Below are 18,954 nucleotides of genomic sequence, written 5' to 3' on the forward strand. Positions count from 1 at the left end.
AAGAGGCAGGCTTCACCTTTATCGGCTTGTCCTGACCTCGTGTTGAAGTTATTTTTTTGTATTATTGTCGTCCATCTTTAGTACAGCCATGAACGCTTCTTGCGGCACTTCAACGGAGCCAACCTGTTTCATCCGCTTCTTACCTTCTTTTTGCTTTTCGAGCAATTTACGTTTACGGGAGATGTCACCACCGTAACATTTCGCTAAAACGTTTTTCCGCATCGCCTTGATGGTGGAACGGGCGACAATTTTCTGCCCGACGGCAGCCTGAATAGGAACTTCGAATTGCTGCCTTGGAATTAGTTCCTTCAGCTTTTCGACAATTACTTTCCCCCGTTCATAGGCGAAGTCTTTATGGACAATAAAGCTTAGAGCGTCAACTTTTTCGGCGTTTAACATGATATCCATTTTAACCAGCTTGGACGGTTTATAACCGATCAGTTCATAATCAAATGAAGCATAGCCTCTCGTATTTGACTTCAATTGATCAAAGAAATCATAAACAATCTCTGCAAGCGGAATTTCGTAAATAATGCTGACCCGGTTTTCATCCAAGTATTGCATATCGATAAAATTGCCGCGTTTTTGCTGGCAAAGCTCCATAATTGCGCCAACATAATCATTTGGCGACATCATGGTTGCTTTCACATATGGCTCCTCTACCCGGTCGATTTTTTGCGGGTCAGGCATGTTGGATGGGTTGTCTACGTTGATCAGTTCTCCGTCTGTCATATGGACATGATAGATAACACTTGGAGCAGTCGCAATTAAATCGATTTTAAATTCCCGCTCAATCCGCTCTTGGATAATTTCCATATGAAGCAGTCCCAGGAATCCACAGCGGAAGCCAAACCCCAGCGCCTGTGAGGTTTCCGGTTCAAATTGCAGGGCGGAATCATTCAACTGCAGCTTTTCCAACGCTTCACGGAGATCATTAAATTTAGCCGTGTCAATTGGGTACATTCCGCAATAAACCATTGGATTTAATTTACGATAGCCGGGCAGCGCTTCTTTCGCGCCGTTTTTGGCATTCGTAATTGTATCCCCGACACGGGTATCACCGACATTTTTAATAGATGCCGCAAGATAGCCCACATCACCGACAGTTAATTCATTTCGCTGCACTTCTCTTGGATTATGAACGCCGACTTCAGTCACTTCAAATTCCGCACCGGTGGCCATCATTTTAATTTTATCGCCGACCTTTACAGTCCCGTCGACGATACGAATATAGGCGATTACACCGCGATAGGCATCATATAGCGAATCGAAAATCAGTGCTTTTAATGGCGCTCCAGGATCTCCCACAGGGGCAGGGACCTTCTCAACAATCTGCTCAAGGATATCTTCAATTCCGATTCCTGCTTTTGCCGAGGCTAAAACTGCCTCGGAAGCATCAAGCCCGATGACTTCTTCAATTTCATTGCGCACCCTTTCTGGGTCTGCACTCGGGAGGTCGATTTTATTAATTACAGGTAAGATTTCAAGATTGTTATCCAATGCTAGATAAACGTTTGCCAATGTTTGCGCTTCAATTCCCTGCGCTGCGTCGACAACTAGAATAGCCCCCTCACAAGCAGCCAGGCTGCGCGACACCTCATAGGTGAAATCGACATGTCCCGGGGTGTCAATTAAATGAAAAATATATTCCTCGCCATCTTTGGCTTTGTATTGTAACTGGACCGCGTTTAATTTTATCGTTATCCCGCGCTCTCTCTCCAAGTCCATCGAGTCCAAGAGCTGGGCTTTCATTTCTCGGGAGGAGAGGGCATTGGTTTTTTCTAAAATTCGATCGGCCAATGTCGATTTACCATGATCGATATGGGCAATAATTGAAAAGTTTCTGATTTTTTCTTGTCGTTTCAGTCGTTCATCTCTATTCATGTGGTTCACTCCTACTAAATTGGCGCAGATACACTATTTTTCATTATAACAAGAGGATTATCAAGATTCAACGAAAACTAAAACAGCAGCACCTTCACTGGTGCCGCCGTTTATTTCACTACCAAATCAATCAGACTCTCAGAAGCTTTGGTTAAGCCATCTGACATTTTTCTACCCATTGAGGAGAAAAAATTATAGGCATTGATTTCTTCAAGTTTTTTCTTTTTTGCTTCAATATCATGATTGGAAATATTTTTGCCAAGAAAGGTCGCCTTTAGATCAGTCCCTGTTTCATTAATCGAGACCGCGTTTTGAAAATTGGGATCCTGATACCCTTTCATTTTTTGGATTCCATTGTTCGCCAGTTCCATTCCCGTTAAAACTGAAATAAACATTAGCGCTGCGATAATGAAACTTTTTACCATGAACATTTTCATATGAAATGCTCCTATCATCTATTGTTTATTAGTAGATTGCTCCGCATCCTTGTTCACTTTTTCTGCCTGCCAGAAATAATCGCTGAACACATCTGCGAGTGCATCTGCCGACCTGTTCAGTTCTTCAAATGTATTATCGACACCGCCAAACTCAATTAAAATGGCATGATCCGAAAGGTTTTGATTGTAGACACTGTTTGACCCAGATTCGTTTTTGACAATAACTCCCCTGCTTAAGCCTTTATATTTCTTATCCATAAGGGTGTGGAGTTCGCTCGCCAGCTGCGCATTTTTTTCATGGTTTGGATTTTTACCACCGATAATAAAAGCTAGCTTTGCGTAGGATTTCCCATTAATTGAAATGGTTGTTTCATCTTTCCGATGTGAATCGCGATGAACATCAATAAAATATTGCAAATCCCGGTTCGAGGCCATCGCAGTTTGCACAAGTGAGCGAGATTCCGTGTAGGAATTCCAATATTTCAGGCCTTTTTTATTTAGGTTTCCTTGGACATCCGTCTTGTCGACAAAGGTTCCAACTCCTCTTTCCTCGAGGCTTGTTTTTAATTGGTCTCCAATTTTAGTCACATTAATCTGTGAATGATAGGCCAAATTCGGATTCGTAACGCCTTTTAGATACGGTAAATAGGATTCCCGATTATGAGTAAAGTAAACGTAGACAACCTTCCGATCTCCAGTCGTTTGGCCGGGTGCAGGTGACGGATTATCATCCGAAGGTTTGTCCAAGCCTTCTATATTCTGCAGGGATGCCTCTTGTTCCGCTTTCATAATTTCAATCGGCGGCGAGGATTCCAATGGCATATTTGTATAATTTGTCCCTTCCCCAGCAACCAATATCTGCCCATCAAACTGAAAAAATCCTGGCAGTTCTCGGCCAAGCATACTCCTTGGGTCATCCAAATTAATGTTGCTTGACAGTTTAAAAACCAAATTCGTTAATGTTGGCATCGTAAAGTCAGGCTTCACTTTTAAAAAGTGGTGGTTTTCCCAGCCCATTAGTTGAAAAAGAAGTTCGCCGTTCACTTTCGTTGCCGCCTGGTTGACGGAGGATGAAGATAGTCTATATTGGGGCTTTATGGATGTTAAGAGCCCGCTGATAGAAAAAATAAACAATAAAAATATAAACAGTGCTGCCATAAACTTAAGGACACTTGTCCCTTGCACCATAATAAAGGTTCCTGAAGCTTTGGTTTTCATGGTTCCACCTCTCACAAAAAGGATTCTAGTAAATCCTATGACATTAATAGAGTTGGTAGAACCATTTTTTAGAGGCAAGTCCAAATCAGACTGCCTCTAACATTTTTATCGTGTATAGAACCCTGCGTTACCTTGATCAACAGTGCTGTGGAGGGCGGCGTTTAGCCCATTGGCGAGGAGGTTTGCCATATCTTCAATAAACACATCTACCTCTTTTGGCGTAACCATTAAATTATGGCCAAGCGGTGAAAGGACTTCTTGAATCAGTTTACGTTTCTCATCATCCGGAAGTGTCCCGACAATGCCAAGGAAGGTTTTACGATGCTTTTCTTCCGGTAAATCTTCTTCAGTCAGTTTGCGTCGTTCTCCAAAGGTCATCCCGGCCGGAGCAAGTGCTCTTGAAGGTCTGTTCCCTTCTTTCATTTCTTTGCCAAAATGCTTTAAAATGAAGTCAATCGTATCACTTGTAATCGAAACGGCATCAACCACTGTAGGAACTCCTACAGCAATAACAGGAACACCCAATGTTTCTTTACTTAATTCCTTTCGTTTGTTTCCCACCCCAGAACCGGGATGGATGCCAGTATCAGAGATTTGGATGGTAGAATTTACCCTTTCGATAGACCGTGATGCCAAGGCATCAATAGCGATTACAAAATCCGGCTTGATCTTTTCTACAACTCCGAAAATAATGTCGCTGGTCTCAATGCCCGTTAGCCCCATAACTCCAGGTGACAATGCACTGACAGATCGGTAGCCTTCCTCCACATTTTCCGGCTGTAACTGGAAAAGATGGCGTGTCACAAGCAGGTTTTCACAAACCATCGGACCAACCGCATCCGGCGTTACATTCCAGTTCCCCAATCCAACCACAAGACAGGAATCGGTTTTTTTAACCCCTGACCCCTCTAGAAAATGGGCAAACTCGCTAGCAAAAATTTTCTGCACTTTTTGCTGCACTTCCGTATTTTGCTGACGGATCCCCTGGACCTCCAAGGTTAAATATCGTCCGGCTTTTTTTCCAAGCTGCGCCTCTCCTTGTTTCGTCACTTCTACTAAGGAGATTTTTATATCGTCAACATCTTTTTCTTTAATAATGACCCCTTCAATTTGAGACAAGTTTTCCTCTTGTTCAACAGATTGGGCCAGTACCATTTCCCTGGCTTCAATCGCTAAATCAGTGCGGACCGAATATTGACTTAAGTCGATAGATTCCTTCATGTTCAATCCTCCATTAGAAAAAAAGATTTCCTGCAAATAGAAACTATTTCCTATTTTTGCCCCTTTTCAAAGAAAACATGCAATTTATTCTATCCTAGCTAATGAATTCTATATTGCAATCTAGTTGACCATTTGATAAAATATCTCTTGTTGCGAATAATTGTTTATGAATGTTTAGTCGAGTTCATATAGTCTCGATTCTTTACAGGAGGTGAAATTGATGCCTAACATTAAATCTGCTATTAAGCGTGTAAAAACTAGCGAATCTCGTAATGCTCAAAATACAATGGCGAAATCTGCAATGCGTACTTCAGTAAAGAAAGTAGAAGCTGCTGTTACTCTTAACGACGCTGCTACTGCGAAGGATGCTTTAGTAAATGCTGCTAGCCAATTAGATAAAGCAGCTGCAAAAGGTCTTATCCACAAAAACGCTGCAGCTCGTAAAAAAGCTCGCCTAATGAAGAAAATCAACGCACTATAATAAAAAAGCGATTCCTTTTTCAGGAATCGTTTTTTTATTTCTTTAATTTGAACAGTAACATTTCAATCAGCAGAGACTTATTCATCCCGCCGGTTTTCATTTGATAGTCGGCTTCGGCAAGGAGGCTCATGAGATTTGCAAGCTCCTCGTCCGTAAATTGCGCTGCCTGTCCGAGAGCTAGCTTCACTCGAAATGGATGGGTCTTCAAGAAACCGGCAATCTGCTGCTGGCCATATCCGCGTCGTGACAGCTCCTTCACTTGATAAATCAAGCGAAATTGATTGGAAAGCAGCGCCAATATTTTGATTGGTTCCTCATTTTGCTTTAACAAATCAAAATAAATCCTTAATGCTTCCTCCAATTTACGCTGCACCACTTTTTCGATTAGCGTGAAAATATTTTGCTCCAATGAACGAGCAACCAATTTTTCCACAAGCGCCCCATCAATTCTTTTCTCATTTGCAGCATATAAAGCAAGCTTTTCTAGTTCACTCGAAAGCATGAATAAGTTGGTGCCCGAAAGTGCGAGCAGCTGCTCCACAGCATCAGTCTCGATTTCGATTCCTGCTGTCTTCGCCCGGTCCCTTACCCAATTTTTCAGTTCATGCTCATTTAATTTTTTGGCCTCGACAACCTCTGCAGTTCGCTTAAGTTCTTTTGTAATTTTCTTTCGTTCATCCAATTTCTCATAAGGTGCCGAAATGACCAAGACAGTATACGGTGCAGGCTCCCTTATATAGGCCTCAAGCTTTGCTATATTATGCTCGACTTTTTCTTTCGATTTTTCAGCTGTTAAAAAAATCGGATTATGTAAAAAAATAACCTTTCTTTCCCCTAAAAAAGGAAAGGTTTCCGCATCCTCTACCGCAATTTCAAGCGGAGTCTCCTCCAAATCATAGGCTGCAAAATTAAAGTCCTTTTCCTCTTCATTTAATATATGGTTTAGCAGCAATTGCTTGGTCTCATTGATTAAAAAGCTTTCTGTTCCATATAATAAATAAATTGGAGCAATATGATTTTGTTTAATTTTCCGCCACACATCTGTTACCATTTTGTCCAGCGCTCCCCTTTATTTCACTCTTTATTATCGTAATGAAGCTTGGACAATTTGACAAGTACAAAACACTAGGTTTGAAATAGTTATTTCCGAATAATTAAAAGGGAATTGACAGCATTCGCCATAGTGCCAATTCCCGATCTATAATGAACGCCTGCTTTTATCGGCCCTAGGTACCGATATGTCAGGCGGAGTTCCTTTGGTAAGCTTATTGTAGCCCTTTGTTAGTCAAACTATTTTGACAACACTTGTCAGTACAGGAAAAGCATTTAGGGGAGGCTGGATTTTTTTAAGGAAATCGCTTATACTATATTGTGAAATAGGAGGGGTAGACTGTGAACCAATTTGAAAAAAATCCGCAAAGCAAGCGTAACGATGCAATTGATTCAGGGGTTGGATTTGGTGTGTCTTTTGGCTTTTTTGCTGTAATGTTTATCATTGCTACAGTCATTAAGCTGATCGGTTCTTAATTAATGCTACATAAGAGTTTCAGGAGGCTGTATTACCCACAGCCTCTTTTTTTATTAAGTGATGTATCTTATGGCAAAAACGTAGAAAAGGTTCCTGTATTTTTATAAAAACTGTAAGTAATTGCTCCCTGCAGGTCAGTTCGATAAATTACTGCATTTACTTCTTTTAAAAGCTTAATCACCTCCTGATGGGGGTGTCCAAATCGATTTTCTTCCCCGACAGAAATAATGGCCGCTTTAGGCTTAACCTGCCGAATAAAGGCTTCAGAGCTTGATGTTTTACTCCCATGATGTCCAGCTTTAAGGACATCCACCGTTAATTCTGGATATCTCTCGATAATTCTTTCCTCACCCGGCTTATCCAAATCTCCGCCAAAAAACCAATTCAACCCTCCGAAACGGGCAAAAATGGCAAGCGACCCGCTGTTTCGTTCTCCTTTAAAGTTCTCATCCGGACTAAGTATATAAAATTGATGATCCGCGTTTCCCCATCGATATCCAGAAGAAACGTGAACGAGATTTATTCCCTTTTTTTCCGCCTCATCCTTGATTTCTTCCTCCATGGCAGATGGTTCGGCGACTGAGGGCAGAAGAATTTCTTCTACTTTAAGTTCTTTTATTATAGATTTGGCACCCCCGATATGATCCATATCCCCGTGTGTTAAGATTAATTTATTAATTTTTGTGATCCCTTTTCCCTTTAAAAATGGAACAACAACATCTCTTCCCACCTCGTACGGTTTCGCCCGCTTCTGCCAATTTTCATCCATAAAATTCATCGTTCCACCCGTGTCAATCAAATAATTCCCGCCACCACGGGGAAAATGGATGAAGATACTATCTCCTTGACCCACATCGATCATCGTTACCTCACCAAAGGGGTCGGCCCAGTTCCAGCCTGATTGAAATGTCAATAGAGCGGCAGATAAACCGACAAGATGCCATTTTCTATTTGGATAGCCCCTCTTTTCCCAAATGTAAAAAATACAAACAATCACCACAATATCAAATAGTAAAAAGAAAAGATTTGGTCTTCCGGGCACTAATGCAGCAAAGTTTAAATCAGCAAGTAAAGCAATTAAAGTGTTAAAAAGGGTAATTATAGACATGAAGAATTTTATGAGGATTCCCGGAGTCCACCCTAATACAAGTTGAATAAAAAATAAACCATACAATCCAGGAAGATAAACATATGAAAATAACGGGATATAGATTAAGTTAGCTACTATTCCTATGAAGGACAATCCAAAGAAGTGATACAGCAGAAAAGGAAGTGCTGTTAATTGAGAGGCTGCGGAAATGACAATCATTTGGATAATAGGAATCGAGTATTTCCCTAAAATATACTTTGCAGACAAGATGATGGCGGCACTTACTGTAAACGATAATTGAAAGCCGACGTCAAACAGTACCAACGGATTAAAGCTCAGATATATGATACAGGCAAGGCTTATTGCATCAAGGGGCAGCAACTTAAGCTGGTTCTTCCACTTTATTACTGCCAGAACAAGAAAAATCATAAGCCCTGCACGAATTACTGACGAAGACGCGCCAGTTAAGATGACATATACAGGCAATACCATCAAAAGAAAATTCGTCATCGTCTGTCTAGTCAAACCCAATCTTATCCCCATATAAAAAACCATCCCGATCAGGAGGGAAACATGGAGACCTGAGATCGCCAATAAATGAACGAGTCCTGTCTTTTGATAATCCTCCTGTAAATCTGGGCTAAGCATTCCCCTCTCGCCAAAAATTAAAGCGGAAGATAATGATGCAATTTCGGTTGGAAACTGTTTTTCGAGGTAATGTATTCCCATAAAGCGGAGATCTTGAATGAGAGCGAACGGGGAATTTCTCTTTACAGGAGTACAGTTACTCAGAGGATTTTCCTTACTTTCAACAATCCAGTAAATTTCTTTTGTTTTAAGGTAATTACGATAGTCAAAGCCATTCGGATTTTTAGCTATCTTTGGTTTCTTCAAATCACCAGACAGCTTGCATACATAACCATAAAAAGACTTATCTTTAAGATCTTCTTTTTCTTGTTGTGAATTCATTTTATAGCGGATAAGGAGTTTTTCTTTATAAACATGCTCTTTTGCCTGGATTTGTAATAAATCACCGTCTATTTTGGGGTCTTGAATATATTCAAGGGAAAATGAAGCGACAGTCTCAGGAATTTTCGAATGATTGTGGCTGGCTGCCTGAAAGCCAATGAGGAAAAATACAAGCCATACTGCGGTTATTACAGATAATAGGTATGGTTGAAACTTTTTATAATGGTGCAAAACAAACAGATAAAGGATGGACAACATAAAATAGGGCAGAAAATGGTTCAATGCCGCCAATACTCCTAAAAGAGCTGCAACTGCAAAATAAATATATTTTCCGGTCATCGTGCCTTCTCCAGTCTTTGAATAATATTGACGCCGGATTCAAGTCCGGCGCCAAACAAAGGTTATGAATTAACCTTTCGAAAATCTATCACTGATTCGGTTAATTCTACCTTTTCCACTTTTACATTCGCTTGTTTAAACAGTTCAATTGCATAAGGATGATTCTTATAATCTTCAGCATAATAAACAGTTTTAATGCCAGCCTGGATAATCGCTTTACAGCATTGCAAACAAGGAAAATGGGTCACATAAATTTCCGCTTCTGCTGTCGGAACGCCAAATTTTGCACATTGCAAAAGGGCATTCATTTCAGCATGAATAGTACGAATACAATGATTATCTACGACATAACAACCTTTATCGATACAATGGTCTCCGCCGGCAATGGAACCGTTATAGCCCCCGGCGATAATCCGCTTATCCCTGACAATGGTCGCCCCAACTGTGAGCCGGGTGCAAGTGCTCCTCAGTGCAAGCAAATGACTTTGCGCCATAAAATATTGATCCCATGAAATACGATTCACCTTAGCCACTCCCTTGATGATGTTTTCTTTGTTTAAGTTTAATAGTGCTTGTCCATGAACGTCAATGATAGAATTATGGCGCCGTAACCAAATCCTTTAATTTTTCATACGTTTTTTCACCGATTCCGCTGACATTCTTTAAATCTTCTGCTCGTTTAAAGGGTCCGCTTGTTTCCCGGTAATCGATGATCGCCGCTGCCTTTGCCGGCCCGATACCAGGCAGGTTTTGCAGTTCATTGACCTCCGCTTTATTGAGATTAATTTTCCCTTCATTCTGACCTGTCCCCCCTGAGACCATTACTCCATTTCCCGATGCCTCCGGGAGAACCACCGCCCCTTCACCCTTTGCCGGAATATAAATGACCATTTCATCCTTTACCCGTTCAGCAAAATTCACTTGGCCTTGCTCGGCCTGTTCGGTTACACCTCCCGCACGGCTAACCACATCAATAACCCGCTCCCCCTCTGAGGCTTTATAAACACCCGGCTGTTTCACCTGTCCCTTTACATCTACTATGATTACTGCAGCTGTTTGACGCTGTGTCTTCCCCATATTTCCCTCGGATTTTTCTTGAACACTGCCAGCCTCTGATGCTTTATCAGTCGCTAAGGGCTGCGGTTGGATAGCCTCACTAGCACCGTTTTGGTAAAAATAAAAAATCAAGACCACGACAAGCGATGCAACAGCAACAGCATAACTCTTATGTTCCATCAACCAGTCTTTCACTTGGCTCCATCCTTTCTAAAGGTATATTTTACAAACATTCCTCATAAGGTTATAAAAGAAACTCTGAGGTGAAGGAGGGTCGAAACAATGAATATTGGCATTATCGGCACCGGTAATATGGGGAGGATTTTGGTGGAAGCGTTAATTGACGGAGAAGCCGTATCTCCTTCTTCGATGCTGATTACGAACAGAACAATCGCTAAAGCCATGCTGCTTAAAGATAAATACAAGGAAATTAGGGTTGGGGCAAGTGAAGTAGAAGTTGCGGCTCAATCCGATTTAATATTTGTTTGTGTAAAGCCATTAGATGTTTTTAAGGTGATAGATAAGATCAATCCCCATTTGACGGAAAATAAATGTCTTGTTTCGATAACAAGCCCTATCAGTACAGCACAAATTGAGAGTAAGGTTTCTTGTTCTGTGGTAAGAGTCATCCCAAGCATCACGAATCGGGCTCTTTCGGGAGTTTCCTTAATGACCTATGGGGAAAGCTGTCGGGATAATTGGAGATTGGAAATGGACAATTTAATGACGAAGATTTCAGTCCCGGTCGATATTGATGAAAAGGTAACAAGAGTAGCATCGGATATTGTCAGCTGCGGACCTGCATTTTTCAGTTATTTACTGCAGGCATTTATTAATGCAGCCGTAAAGGAAACGGAAATCGATGAAAAAGTAGCCACAGTTTTGGCAAGTGAGATGATTGTAGGTCTTGGTGAATTGCTTAAGCAAGGCCATTATACCTTACCATCGCTCCAGGAAAAAGTTTGTGTGAAAGGCGGAATTACCGGAGAAGGAATTAAGGTGCTCGACAATGAGCTTGGGGAAATGTTTGAACATGTATTTCAAGCCACCCACGCAAAATTCAAGGAAGATCTTGATAAAGTAGAATTGCATATCTCAAAACATTAATTCGCCAAATTTCCGCAAATTCCTGCAAGTATAAATAAAAAAAAGCCATCTTTTTTATGATGGCTTTCAGGCTGTCGAGAAACTTTCGATAGCCTTTTATTTTATTCACTATCTTTAATAATTCACCGCGGTTTATTTGCTATCATATTATTAATAATAAGGCTTTTCAACAAGGCTGTTGATTGGCGCTCCAGGCACTTCGCTTTCCGCGGGCGTGCCGGCGAGCCTCCTCGTCGCTACGCTCCTGCGGGGTCTCCCCTGTCCCGTGCTCCCGCAGGAGTCTTCGTGCCTTCCGCGCCAATCAACAGGTGTATTTAATAAAGTCCTTCAATTTCAATATAATAAGTGGTGAATTTTGTTTAAGCCAAGTGAATATGAATTTATTTATGAAATGGTCCCGGATGACCACCTTCTTCGCTTGATTGACAAATATATTGATTTCTCGTTTCTTCTCGAAAAAGTTCGTACTTTTTATAGTGAGGACAATGGCCGCCCATCTGATCCCCTCATTATTTTTAAAATATGTTATTTGGGTATCTTTTTGGTATTCGTTCTGAAAGACAACTAGAACGAGAAATAAAAATGAACATTGCCTATCGTTGGTTTTTAGGCTTAAAATTCCATGATCCAGTTCCACATCATTCTACGATTAGTTGGAATCGTCAACACTGTTTTAAAGGTACTAATATTTACAGACCTTACCGGCAGCAGCCTGTCAAAATATAAAAAAGATTGCGACACACTTGGCAAGGCTGGAAAATGTGTGTTGCAATACCTCTGGTTGATTTGCCTCCCTGTTGATTGGAGCGGAGGGCACTCGACTCCTGCGGGATATAGAGGTCACTGGAGACCCCACAGGCGCCATAGCGCCGAGGAGGCTTCAGGACCTCCCCGCGGAAAGCGAGTGCCCGGAGCGGAAATCAACAGGCCTGTTAGCAGGGATAAATAAAAAATTGCCGAGAAAAAGAACCTTTCTCGACAATCTGAAAGCCATCTTTTTTATGATGGCTTTATTTTTTTTGTGCAATAAAAAAAATTCGTTCTGAATGGGTTTGTGGTTTAGCATGCTCAAAATCAGCATTTATCTCTAATAATTGAAAGCCTGCCTCATCCAGCCAATTGGAATATTGCTGAACACTAAAGGTTCGCTGATAATGAAGCTCATCATAACGATCATACCTTCCCGACTTTTCATCCAAGACAAAAAAGCTTAGCTCATGCTCCACGCTATTTGGCTCCTCCCCTGGGAAGCTATTCCAAATATAAGCGATATGGTCTTCATTTAAAGCAAAGGTTTGGTTCATAAAGACTTGAGTGATTTTATAAATAGAATGAACATCAAAAATAAAAAGTCCGCCCTGCTGTAAATGTTGAAAAACATGCAAAAAGGTTTCTTTAACCTCTTGTTCCGTTTCCAAATAATTCAAGGAGTCGCAAAAGATGCCGATGACATCAAACTGTTCCAGGTTTTCGAATTCAGCCATATTCTGTTCAAAGAATGGAATCACAAGCCCCTCTGCTTCTGCTTTTGCTTGGGCAACAGCCAGCATGTCAGCCGATAAATCAGATCCGGTCACTTGGAAGCCCTGCTTGGCAAAACGAACAGAAAGTTGCCCTGTTCCACAGGCTAGGTCAAGCAGCTTTCTGCCTTTAATATCGTATTTGGCAAGCTTCTCTTCCACAAATCGAATCCATTCATCATATGGTGCGTCCTTCATGAGTTCGTCATAAAGATAGGCGAAATGCTGGTAGCTTGTCATGAATTTAATTCACTCAAGACGTCAACCCGCGGGGCATCTCCCCACAAGCGCTCCAAATTATAATAGCTTCTTTCGTCACGATGGAATACATGGGCAACAACGTCCCCCAAATCGATTAACACCCACCGCGCTTCATCAAAACCTTCCATTCTCTTCACATCAAGCCCGTTTTCATTGGCTTTTTCCCTAATTTCTCTTGCAATTGCCTGAACCTGCTTATCAGAATTTCCATGACAAATCATAAAGTAATCGGCAATTAGCGAAATTCCCTTCATGTTTAGTGCAAGAATGTTTTCAGCCCTTTTATCATCCGCTGCTTTAACTGTCAATTGAAGTAGTTCTTGATTGTCCATTTACTCAACCCTTCCATTTTGGATTAAATCATTATACGTATGAAACGTTTCTGGATAGACAGTCTGATTTTTTTTCATTAAAAATAATATCGTATTTTTGACTGATTGGATTAATGCTTTATCTAAATTCTCTTTTGCCATTTCCCGTACTTCCTCAACACCCGGAAAGTGTCTGCCTGGTTCAATATAATCCGCTAAATAGATAATTTTTTCAAGCAGGCTCATCCCCGGCCTTCCTGATGTATGGTAACGGATAGCGTCGAGAATTTCTCGGTCTTGAATCCCTGCTTCCTTCTCAACAAGATAGGTGCCGGCAGGAGCATGCCAAAGTTCAGCATTAAACCTGAGCAGATCCTGAGAAAAACCCTGGGTCCTAATAATTTCTTTCATTTCCTCTTTTGGGCGGAATTTGGCATAATCATGAAAAATAGCAGCCGTTTCGGCCTTTTTTTCATCTGCCCCATACCTTCTAGCCAACGCAATGGCTGTTTCCATTACGCCTAAGGTATGCTGGTAGCGATGCTCCGTTAATTGTTCCTTTACAAGCTTTAATGCTACATCACGTTCCATATAAATGGTTCTCCTCGATATATTGGATGATGGAATCAGGCATTAAATAACGCGCAGTTTTTCCGTTTTTAAATCTTTCTCTAATCATACTTGAAGATACCTCCATCGCCGGTACATCAACATACAGAATAGGATACTCTGTAAGATGGCTGTAGGAAGGTCTTTGCACGCCGACAAATTGGACAAGCTTTACCAGTTCATCAATTTTATGCCATTTAGGCAAATATTCAATCATATCAGCTCCAATTATGAAATGAAATTGATGCCCTGGATAGGTTTCATTAAGGACCTTCATCGTATCAAGGGTATAGGATGGCCCCTCCCTGTCAAGTTCGATTGGCTGAATTTTGAATGCCTGATTCCCTTCAATGGCCAAATCCAGCATCTGAAGCCTGTCATTGTTCGAAATCGATTCCGATTTTTTCTTATGAGGAGGCTCTCGATTCGGCATGAGCCAAATTTCATCAAGCGAAAGAGCGGCTAAAACCTCATTAGCAATCAAAAGATGTCCGAAATGCGGTGGATCAAACGTTCCGCCCAAAATTCCAACCTTCACAATACAACCCCACCTTTACTTTAGGGAAGAGTAATTTGTTTATTTTCAACCGATTCCTTATAAAGGACAATCGTATTTCCGATAATTTGTACTAATTCTGCCCCTGCCCCATCAGCAAGCTGCTGGGCAACCACATTTTTATCTTCGTCGCAGTTTTGTAGGACACTTACTTTGAAGAGTTCCCTTGCCTCAAGAGCATCGGCAATTTGCTTTACCATGTTCTCATTTACGCCGCCCTTTCCAACTTGAAAAATTGGATCTAAATGATGGGCCTTTGAACGTAAAAATCGTTTCTGTTTTCCTGTTAACATGTATTAACCTCCGAGTTGTTTGAGCACAATTGCTCTCATTCGTTCTGCATCCGGGAAAGTCCCTGTCCATTTTTCAAAAGCAAGAGCCCCTTGAAAAACAAACATATCAATCCCATTTTGAATTTGTGCACCTTTTTGTTCCGCATCTTGTAAAAATTTTGTTTTCAGCGGATTGTAAATAATATCACAAACAATCGCCTGTTTATTTAAGTTGTCGAGTTTAAGCGGCTGTTCAGAAATTTCCGGCGCCATCCCAATTATGGTTGTCTGGATAATTAAGTCGTAATCTTCCAGTACCTGTTCCGCTTCCTCCAAAGAAAAGGCAGCTGATGAATTGGGATACGGACAATCATTAATGAGACTCCAAGCTTTCTCCACGGTCCGGTTGGCAATGTCAATCTTAGCGGGTTTTTCCTTTGCCAAAGTAAAATAAATACCTCTGGTCGCACCGCCCGCTCCAATCACAAGAATTTTTTTTCCTTCAATAGAAGCAAATTGGTTTTCCAATCCCGTTAGAAATCCAAGTCCGTCTGTATTATAACCAATAAAACGGCCGTCTTCATTAACGACGGTATTTACCGCACCAATTGCATTCGCCAGTTCGTCTACCCCATCAAGATAAGGGATGACCCTGCTTTTATGAGGAACAGTTACATTAAATCCACCAACCCCAATTGCTTTTAAGCCTTTCACAGCATCCTCGAGGTTCTCCGGTTCCACTTGAAAAGAGAGATAATGGCCATCGATTTGATAAAAAGAAAATAAATCATTGTGCATCACCGGGGACATGGAGTGCCCGATTGGATATCCAATAACCGCATATAGCTTTTTCACGTATTTCTCCCCACCCAGTTTCACTTTTTATATTAATGATTTTCGTAATAATGCTTGAACACCTTTGGGAACATAGGCGATTACCTTAGCTCCTGGTTCATTGACAGTCACCCAGCCAAGACCGGAAAAAACAATATCTGTCTTAGCTTCCTTAATGAAAAACTCTTGTTTGACAAGCTCCGGAAATGTTTCCAGTTGCTCTTGCCGAGGAGGGGTCAGCATTTCCCCAACATGTTTTTCATAAAGCTCATCGGCATTTTCGATTTTTGTCCGATGGATGTTTAAATCGTTGGAAAGATAACAAACAAAAGATCTTCTGCCTCCGCTTACGTAATCAAACCGGGCCAGCCCGCCAAAGAATAATGTCTGCCCCTCATTCAATTGAAAAACCATCGGCTTGATTTCTCTTTTAGGCGTAATCACTTTTAAATCCCTTTTATCAACAAAATGCGCCATTTGATGGTGATTGATAATTCCCGGTGTATCCACTAATGATTTTCCGTCATCAAGCGGAATTTGGATAATATCTAACGTCGTGCCAGGAAAGTGAGAGGTCGTAATGATATCCCCTTCGCCGGTCACCTCTTTTATAATCCGATTGATAAAGGTAGATTTTCCAACATTCGTACAGCCGACTACATAGACGTCCTTTCCATCGCGGTATTCATCTATGGCAGCGGCTGTTTCTTTCATCGTCCAGCCCTTTGCCGCACTGACCAAAAATACCTCCTCAGGACGCAAACCTAGCTCCCATGCTTCCTGCTTCATCCAATGAATCAATTTATTATGTTTAACTGATTTCGGCAGCAGATCGACCTTGTTGCCAACGAGGATCACTTTATTGCCGCCGACAAACCGGTGCAGCCCTGGAAGCCAACTGCCGTTAAAGTCGAAAATATCGACTATCATGACAACCAACGCATCGGTTTTGCCGATTCCATTTAGTATTTTTAAAAAATCGTCATCTGTTAAGCTGACATCCTGTACTTCATTATAATGCTTAAGACGAAAGCATCTTTGACAAATAATTGTTTCTTTTTCCAATGCGGAAGCGGGAGCATAACCAATTTTCTCAGGGTCTTCTGTCTGAACCTTTACTCCGCAGCCTATGCATATATGTTGTAGGTCACTCACTAATTAATCCTCCCATGAAACCATTCCTTTTTTTCGAAACCAATTTAAAATCCGCCGTTCTGCAAAACGGTTGAATTTTGTGAAAAAGCCGTCTGTCTGGGCAACAGGCACCACCAAAATGGTATGAAAGCCGCTGCGATTTCCGCCAAGCACATCGGTTAACAGCTGATCGCCGATTACGACAGCCTCTTCTTTTTTTATGCCCATTTGTGTAATTGCTTTCTTAAAAGCCTTTGCAAGCGGCTTTCGGGCTTGAAAAATAAACGGAATATCGAGAGGATCTGCAAAGGCTCCTACCCGTTCTTTATTATTGTTTGAAACAATTGTAACTAGAATATTTTGCTTTTTTAATTCCTCAAACCATTTAATTAAAGCGGGAGTTGCGTTTGGACGGTCCCATTCCACCAATGTGTTATCCAAATCAGTAATAATTCCCTTTATGCCTCTTGATTTTAATTGTTCCGGAGATATCTCAAGAATGCTCTTCACGTGTTCATCAGGTAAAAATTGTTTTAGCACTAAGCGTACACCTCATTAAATTACTAATCTTTGGTGATGAAGCCAAGGATTTCCCTATTCTTGTACCATCATAACTAATTTTAACTTTGGTTTCAAAAGAAAAAGCAAAACCATTTTATTCTTAATCTTATTGTTCTTCAAATCCCGACAATACATGATAGGTATGTATGCAAAATAGGCAGAATCATATCAGATTTACGAAGAAAAAGGCAGTTTTATAAAAAAATAAAAATATTTTTCGACAAACATCTACTTTCCCGACACCTGTGGATAACGTTATTAACATTATACCTATTGAATCATACACCTTTCATCGTTTTATAAACAAGCTAATCACAAGTTATCCACCTTATCCTGTGGATAATTAGAACGATTGTTCTACAGGAATAAATTTGGTAGATTTAGGGTACACCATCTGAACTTACTATATTATGTTCCCTTTTACTAAAATAGAACCATCAATTTATAAACCGGAGGTGGAATCAGACATGCGTAAACTTTCCGATGAATTACTGATTGAATCTTACTTTAAAGCAAGAGAATTAAACCTAAGCAGCGAATTTATTAACCTTATTGAGTCCGAAATTCGCCGTCGGTCCCTTTCTTATAAAATAAAAAAATCATCATAATTAACTGCCCAAATGGGCTTTTCTTTTTGCCCAAAAGCAGGCGCTATTTTTGCGCGCCTCATTTTTATTTTAATAGGGTACCAATTTTTTCGCCGACTTTAATTTCTTTAGGAGTTTCCAGATCCGCAGCAGGCTCGAAAATGTTATGTTCAAACAGCAACACTACTGTTGACCCAAAGGTAAAATAAGCCATCTCACCGCCTTTTGTTAAATCTGAACCCTCATGAATGGTTTCAATAGAATTAACAAACATAGCCCCAACCTTCACGATCGCCACATGCCCAAACTCTGTTTGAACTTCTGTAATGACACGATAGTTTTTGGCTAGTGTACGAACTCCGTATTTTAGCCCGAGCTTATTAACAGGATAGGATTTTGAACCAAGTTTCCATTGCTTAGTAACCGTACCGCTTACCGGGCTGTGAATCCGGTGGTAGTGACTTGGGCTTAAGTATAGAATCATATATGTACCATTTAAATATTTTGGCAAAGCTCCTGCGTCCCCCAGCATTTCTTCGATAGAATACGTTTTTCCTTTTACAAGAATCTCACTATTCTGATTGATTTTCCCAACATCTTCAATGACTGCATCAACCGGACTCACCACAGAATCGGTTGCTTCATCAATTTTCCGTGCATCCTTCTTCAGCCTTCTGACAAATAAATCATGCAGGGTAGGGAACTCGTGCAGTTCCTTCTCCATCTCTCCTAAATTGAGATGATAAACTCTTGCAAAGGAAGGGACAATGACGCGGCTCGCACGGGACCTGGCAAATCTTTTTAAGAATCTTGATGTCCACCTTCCATTCGTTAATTCAATAAATAATCGGTAAAAGGACTGTATCACTGGTATTACCCCCAAATAGTGTAAAAATACTCTTTACGAATAGACATAAAACCCTTAAAATTAAATATTATAAAGTAAACTGTGGAAATTATAAATTCCTTCGGCTTGAAG

Annotated in this window: 20 protein-coding genes and 2 pseudogenes; 5 read left to right on the forward strand and 17 right to left on the reverse strand. The window is 40.8% G+C overall.

The annotated features are described in order from the left end of the window. Positions 1–48: 48 nt before the first annotated feature. From lepA to gpr, 4 genes are all read right to left on the reverse strand, one after another. Positions 49–1,884, reverse strand: a complete 1,836-nt coding sequence (gene lepA / locus ACZ5B7_RS22960) for a translation elongation factor 4 (protein ID WP_464491104.1) — start codon at positions 1,882–1,884, stop codon at positions 49–51. Between the two features lie 110 nt (positions 1,885–1,994). Continuing rightward, positions 1,995–2,321 carry a DUF3679 domain-containing protein gene (locus ACZ5B7_RS22965; protein ID WP_213144801.1) on the reverse strand — a complete coding sequence of 109 codons (327 nt, stop codon included), beginning with the start codon at positions 2,319–2,321 and terminating at the stop codon, positions 1,995–1,997. Positions 2,322–2,339: 18 nt separating this feature from the next. Then, the gene (gene spoIIP, locus ACZ5B7_RS22970; protein WP_464491105.1) at positions 2,340–3,539 is read right to left on the reverse strand and encodes a stage II sporulation protein P; all 1,200 of its coding nucleotides are present in this window, start codon (positions 3,537–3,539) and stop codon (positions 2,340–2,342) included. Positions 3,540–3,644: 105 nt separating this feature from the next. Beyond that, complete coding sequence (gene gpr / locus ACZ5B7_RS22975; protein WP_213144799.1) at positions 3,645–4,760, reverse strand: GPR endopeptidase; 1,116 nt, start codon at positions 4,758–4,760, stop codon at positions 3,645–3,647. A gap of 220 nt (positions 4,761–4,980) precedes the next feature. Here gpr and rpsT point away from each other — a divergent pair, with 220 nt between their 5' ends. Then, a complete protein-coding gene (rpsT, locus tag ACZ5B7_RS22980) occupies positions 4,981–5,241 on the forward strand; it encodes a 30S ribosomal protein S20 (RefSeq protein ID WP_464491106.1) in 261 nt (86 codons plus the stop codon). Positions 5,242–5,275: 34 nt separating this feature from the next. On the opposite strand, the gene holA is transcribed toward rpsT, so the two are convergent. Continuing rightward, positions 5,276–6,292: a DNA polymerase III subunit delta gene (gene holA / locus ACZ5B7_RS22985; RefSeq protein WP_423799139.1), complete on the reverse strand. Its 1,017-nt coding sequence runs from the start codon at positions 6,290–6,292 to the stop codon at positions 5,276–5,278. Between the two features lie 341 nt (positions 6,293–6,633). Here holA and ACZ5B7_RS22990 point away from each other — a divergent pair, with 341 nt between their 5' ends. Further along, positions 6,634–6,768: a YqzM family protein gene (locus ACZ5B7_RS22990; RefSeq protein ID WP_213120113.1), complete on the forward strand. Its 135-nt coding sequence runs from the start codon at positions 6,634–6,636 to the stop codon at positions 6,766–6,768. Positions 6,769–6,836: 68 nt separating this feature from the next. Here ACZ5B7_RS22990 and ACZ5B7_RS22995 read toward each other — a convergent pair whose 3' ends face one another. The 3 genes and pseudogenes from ACZ5B7_RS22995 to ACZ5B7_RS23005 form a co-directional block, all read right to left on the reverse strand. Next, entirely contained in the window at positions 6,837–9,167 is a 2,331-nt protein-coding gene (locus ACZ5B7_RS22995) for a DNA internalization-related competence protein ComEC/Rec2 (RefSeq protein ID WP_464491107.1), read from the reverse strand. A 77-nt stretch (positions 9,168–9,244) separates the two neighbouring features. Further along, positions 9,245–9,691, reverse strand: a pseudogene (locus ACZ5B7_RS23000) (ComE operon protein 2); the annotation flags it as partial. Positions 9,692–9,764: 73 nt separating this feature from the next. Then, a complete protein-coding gene (locus ACZ5B7_RS23005; protein WP_464491108.1) occupies positions 9,765–10,418 on the reverse strand; it encodes a helix-hairpin-helix domain-containing protein in 654 nt (217 codons plus the stop codon). Between the two features lie 87 nt (positions 10,419–10,505). Between ACZ5B7_RS23005 and comER the strand changes: the two genes are divergently transcribed. Next, entirely contained in the window at positions 10,506–11,330 is an 825-nt protein-coding gene (gene comER / locus ACZ5B7_RS23010; RefSeq protein WP_464491109.1) for a late competence protein ComER, read from the forward strand. Between the two features lie 391 nt (positions 11,331–11,721). Continuing rightward, positions 11,722–12,026, forward strand: a pseudogene (locus tag ACZ5B7_RS23015) (transposase); the annotation flags it as partial. A gap of 314 nt (positions 12,027–12,340) precedes the next feature. Here the strand turns inward: ACZ5B7_RS23015 and ACZ5B7_RS23020 are convergent. The 8 genes from ACZ5B7_RS23020 to ACZ5B7_RS23055 are packed head-to-tail and all read right to left on the reverse strand — an operon-like array spanning position 12,341 to position 17,367. Beyond that, positions 12,341–13,090: a class I SAM-dependent DNA methyltransferase gene (locus tag ACZ5B7_RS23020; RefSeq protein ID WP_464491110.1), complete on the reverse strand. Its 750-nt coding sequence runs from the start codon at positions 13,088–13,090 to the stop codon at positions 12,341–12,343. Next, the gene (gene rsfS / locus ACZ5B7_RS23025; RefSeq protein ID WP_213144793.1) at positions 13,087–13,443 is read right to left on the reverse strand and encodes a ribosome silencing factor; all 357 of its coding nucleotides are present in this window, start codon (positions 13,441–13,443) and stop codon (positions 13,087–13,089) included. The genes ACZ5B7_RS23020 and rsfS overlap by 4 nt, the downstream gene beginning before the upstream one ends. After that, positions 13,444–14,013, reverse strand: coding sequence for a bis(5'-nucleosyl)-tetraphosphatase (symmetrical) YqeK (yqeK, locus tag ACZ5B7_RS23030; RefSeq protein ID WP_464491111.1), 570 nt, complete (start codon positions 14,011–14,013; stop codon positions 13,444–13,446). Further along, entirely contained in the window at positions 14,003–14,572 is a 570-nt protein-coding gene (locus tag ACZ5B7_RS23035) for a nicotinate-nucleotide adenylyltransferase (protein WP_423802666.1), read from the reverse strand. Before ACZ5B7_RS23035 ends, yqeK begins: the two co-directional genes overlap by 11 nt. Before the next feature lie 17 nt (positions 14,573–14,589). Continuing rightward, on the reverse strand, positions 14,590–14,880 hold the full coding sequence (gene yhbY, locus ACZ5B7_RS23040; RefSeq protein WP_213144791.1) for a ribosome assembly RNA-binding protein YhbY: 291 nt from the start codon (positions 14,878–14,880) through the stop codon (positions 14,590–14,592). Between the two features lie 3 nt (positions 14,881–14,883). Beyond that, positions 14,884–15,714 (reverse strand): shikimate dehydrogenase, encoded by an 831-nt coding sequence (gene aroE, locus ACZ5B7_RS23045; RefSeq protein WP_464491112.1) that lies wholly within the window; start codon positions 15,712–15,714, stop codon positions 14,884–14,886. 27 nt (positions 15,715–15,741) lie between these two features. Then, positions 15,742–16,848, reverse strand: coding sequence for a ribosome biogenesis GTPase YqeH (gene yqeH, locus ACZ5B7_RS23050; protein WP_464491113.1), 1,107 nt, complete (start codon positions 16,846–16,848; stop codon positions 15,742–15,744). Between the two features lie 3 nt (positions 16,849–16,851). Continuing rightward, positions 16,852–17,367, reverse strand: a complete 516-nt coding sequence (locus ACZ5B7_RS23055; RefSeq protein WP_213144788.1) for a YqeG family HAD IIIA-type phosphatase — start codon at positions 17,365–17,367, stop codon at positions 16,852–16,854. A gap of 488 nt (positions 17,368–17,855) precedes the next feature. Here ACZ5B7_RS23055 and sda point away from each other — a divergent pair, with 488 nt between their 5' ends. Next, positions 17,856–17,996 carry a sporulation histidine kinase inhibitor Sda gene (sda, locus tag ACZ5B7_RS23060; protein WP_213144787.1) on the forward strand — a complete coding sequence of 47 codons (141 nt, stop codon included), beginning with the start codon at positions 17,856–17,858 and terminating at the stop codon, positions 17,994–17,996. Between the two features lie 64 nt (positions 17,997–18,060). On the opposite strand, the gene ACZ5B7_RS23065 is transcribed toward sda, so the two are convergent. Then, positions 18,061–18,843, reverse strand: coding sequence for a phosphatidylserine decarboxylase (locus ACZ5B7_RS23065; RefSeq protein ID WP_464491114.1), 783 nt, complete (start codon positions 18,841–18,843; stop codon positions 18,061–18,063). Between the last annotated feature and the right edge of the window lie 111 nt (positions 18,844–18,954).

The sequence above is a fragment of the Neobacillus sp. S1115 genome (genome assembly GCF_055385565.1).

Coding starts and splice junctions, on each gene's coding strand:
- lepA (WP_464491104.1), bottom strand. CDS start 1,884: ATGAATAGAGATGAACGACTGAAACGACAAGAAAAAATCAGAAACTTT.
- ACZ5B7_RS22965 (WP_213144801.1), bottom strand. CDS start 2,321: ATGAAAATGTTCATGGTAAAAAGTTTCATTATCGCAGCGCTAATGTTT.
- spoIIP (WP_464491105.1), bottom strand. CDS start 3,539: ATGAAAACCAAAGCTTCAGGAACCTTTATTATGGTGCAAGGGACAAGT.
- gpr (WP_213144799.1), bottom strand. CDS start 4,760: ATGAAGGAATCTATCGACTTAAGTCAATATTCGGTCCGCACTGATTTA.
- rpsT (WP_464491106.1), top strand. CDS start 4,981: ATGCCTAACATTAAATCTGCTATTAAGCGTGTAAAAACTAGCGAATCT.
- holA (WP_423799139.1), bottom strand. CDS start 6,292: ATGGTAACAGATGTGTGGCGGAAAATTAAACAAAATCATATTGCTCCA.
- ACZ5B7_RS22995 (WP_464491107.1), bottom strand. CDS start 9,167: ATGACCGGAAAATATATTTATTTTGCAGTTGCAGCTCTTTTAGGAGTA.
- comER (WP_464491109.1), top strand. CDS start 10,506: ATGAATATTGGCATTATCGGCACCGGTAATATGGGGAGGATTTTGGTG.
- ACZ5B7_RS23020 (WP_464491110.1), bottom strand. CDS start 13,090: ATGACAAGCTACCAGCATTTCGCCTATCTTTATGACGAACTCATGAAG.
- rsfS (WP_213144793.1), bottom strand. CDS start 13,443: ATGGACAATCAAGAACTACTTCAATTGACAGTTAAAGCAGCGGATGAT.
- yqeK (WP_464491111.1), bottom strand. CDS start 14,013: ATGGAACGTGATGTAGCATTAAAGCTTGTAAAGGAACAATTAACGGAG.
- yhbY (WP_213144791.1), bottom strand. CDS start 14,880: ATGTTAACAGGAAAACAGAAACGATTTTTACGTTCAAAGGCCCATCAT.
- sda (WP_213144787.1), top strand. CDS start 17,856: ATGCGTAAACTTTCCGATGAATTACTGATTGAATCTTACTTTAAAGCA.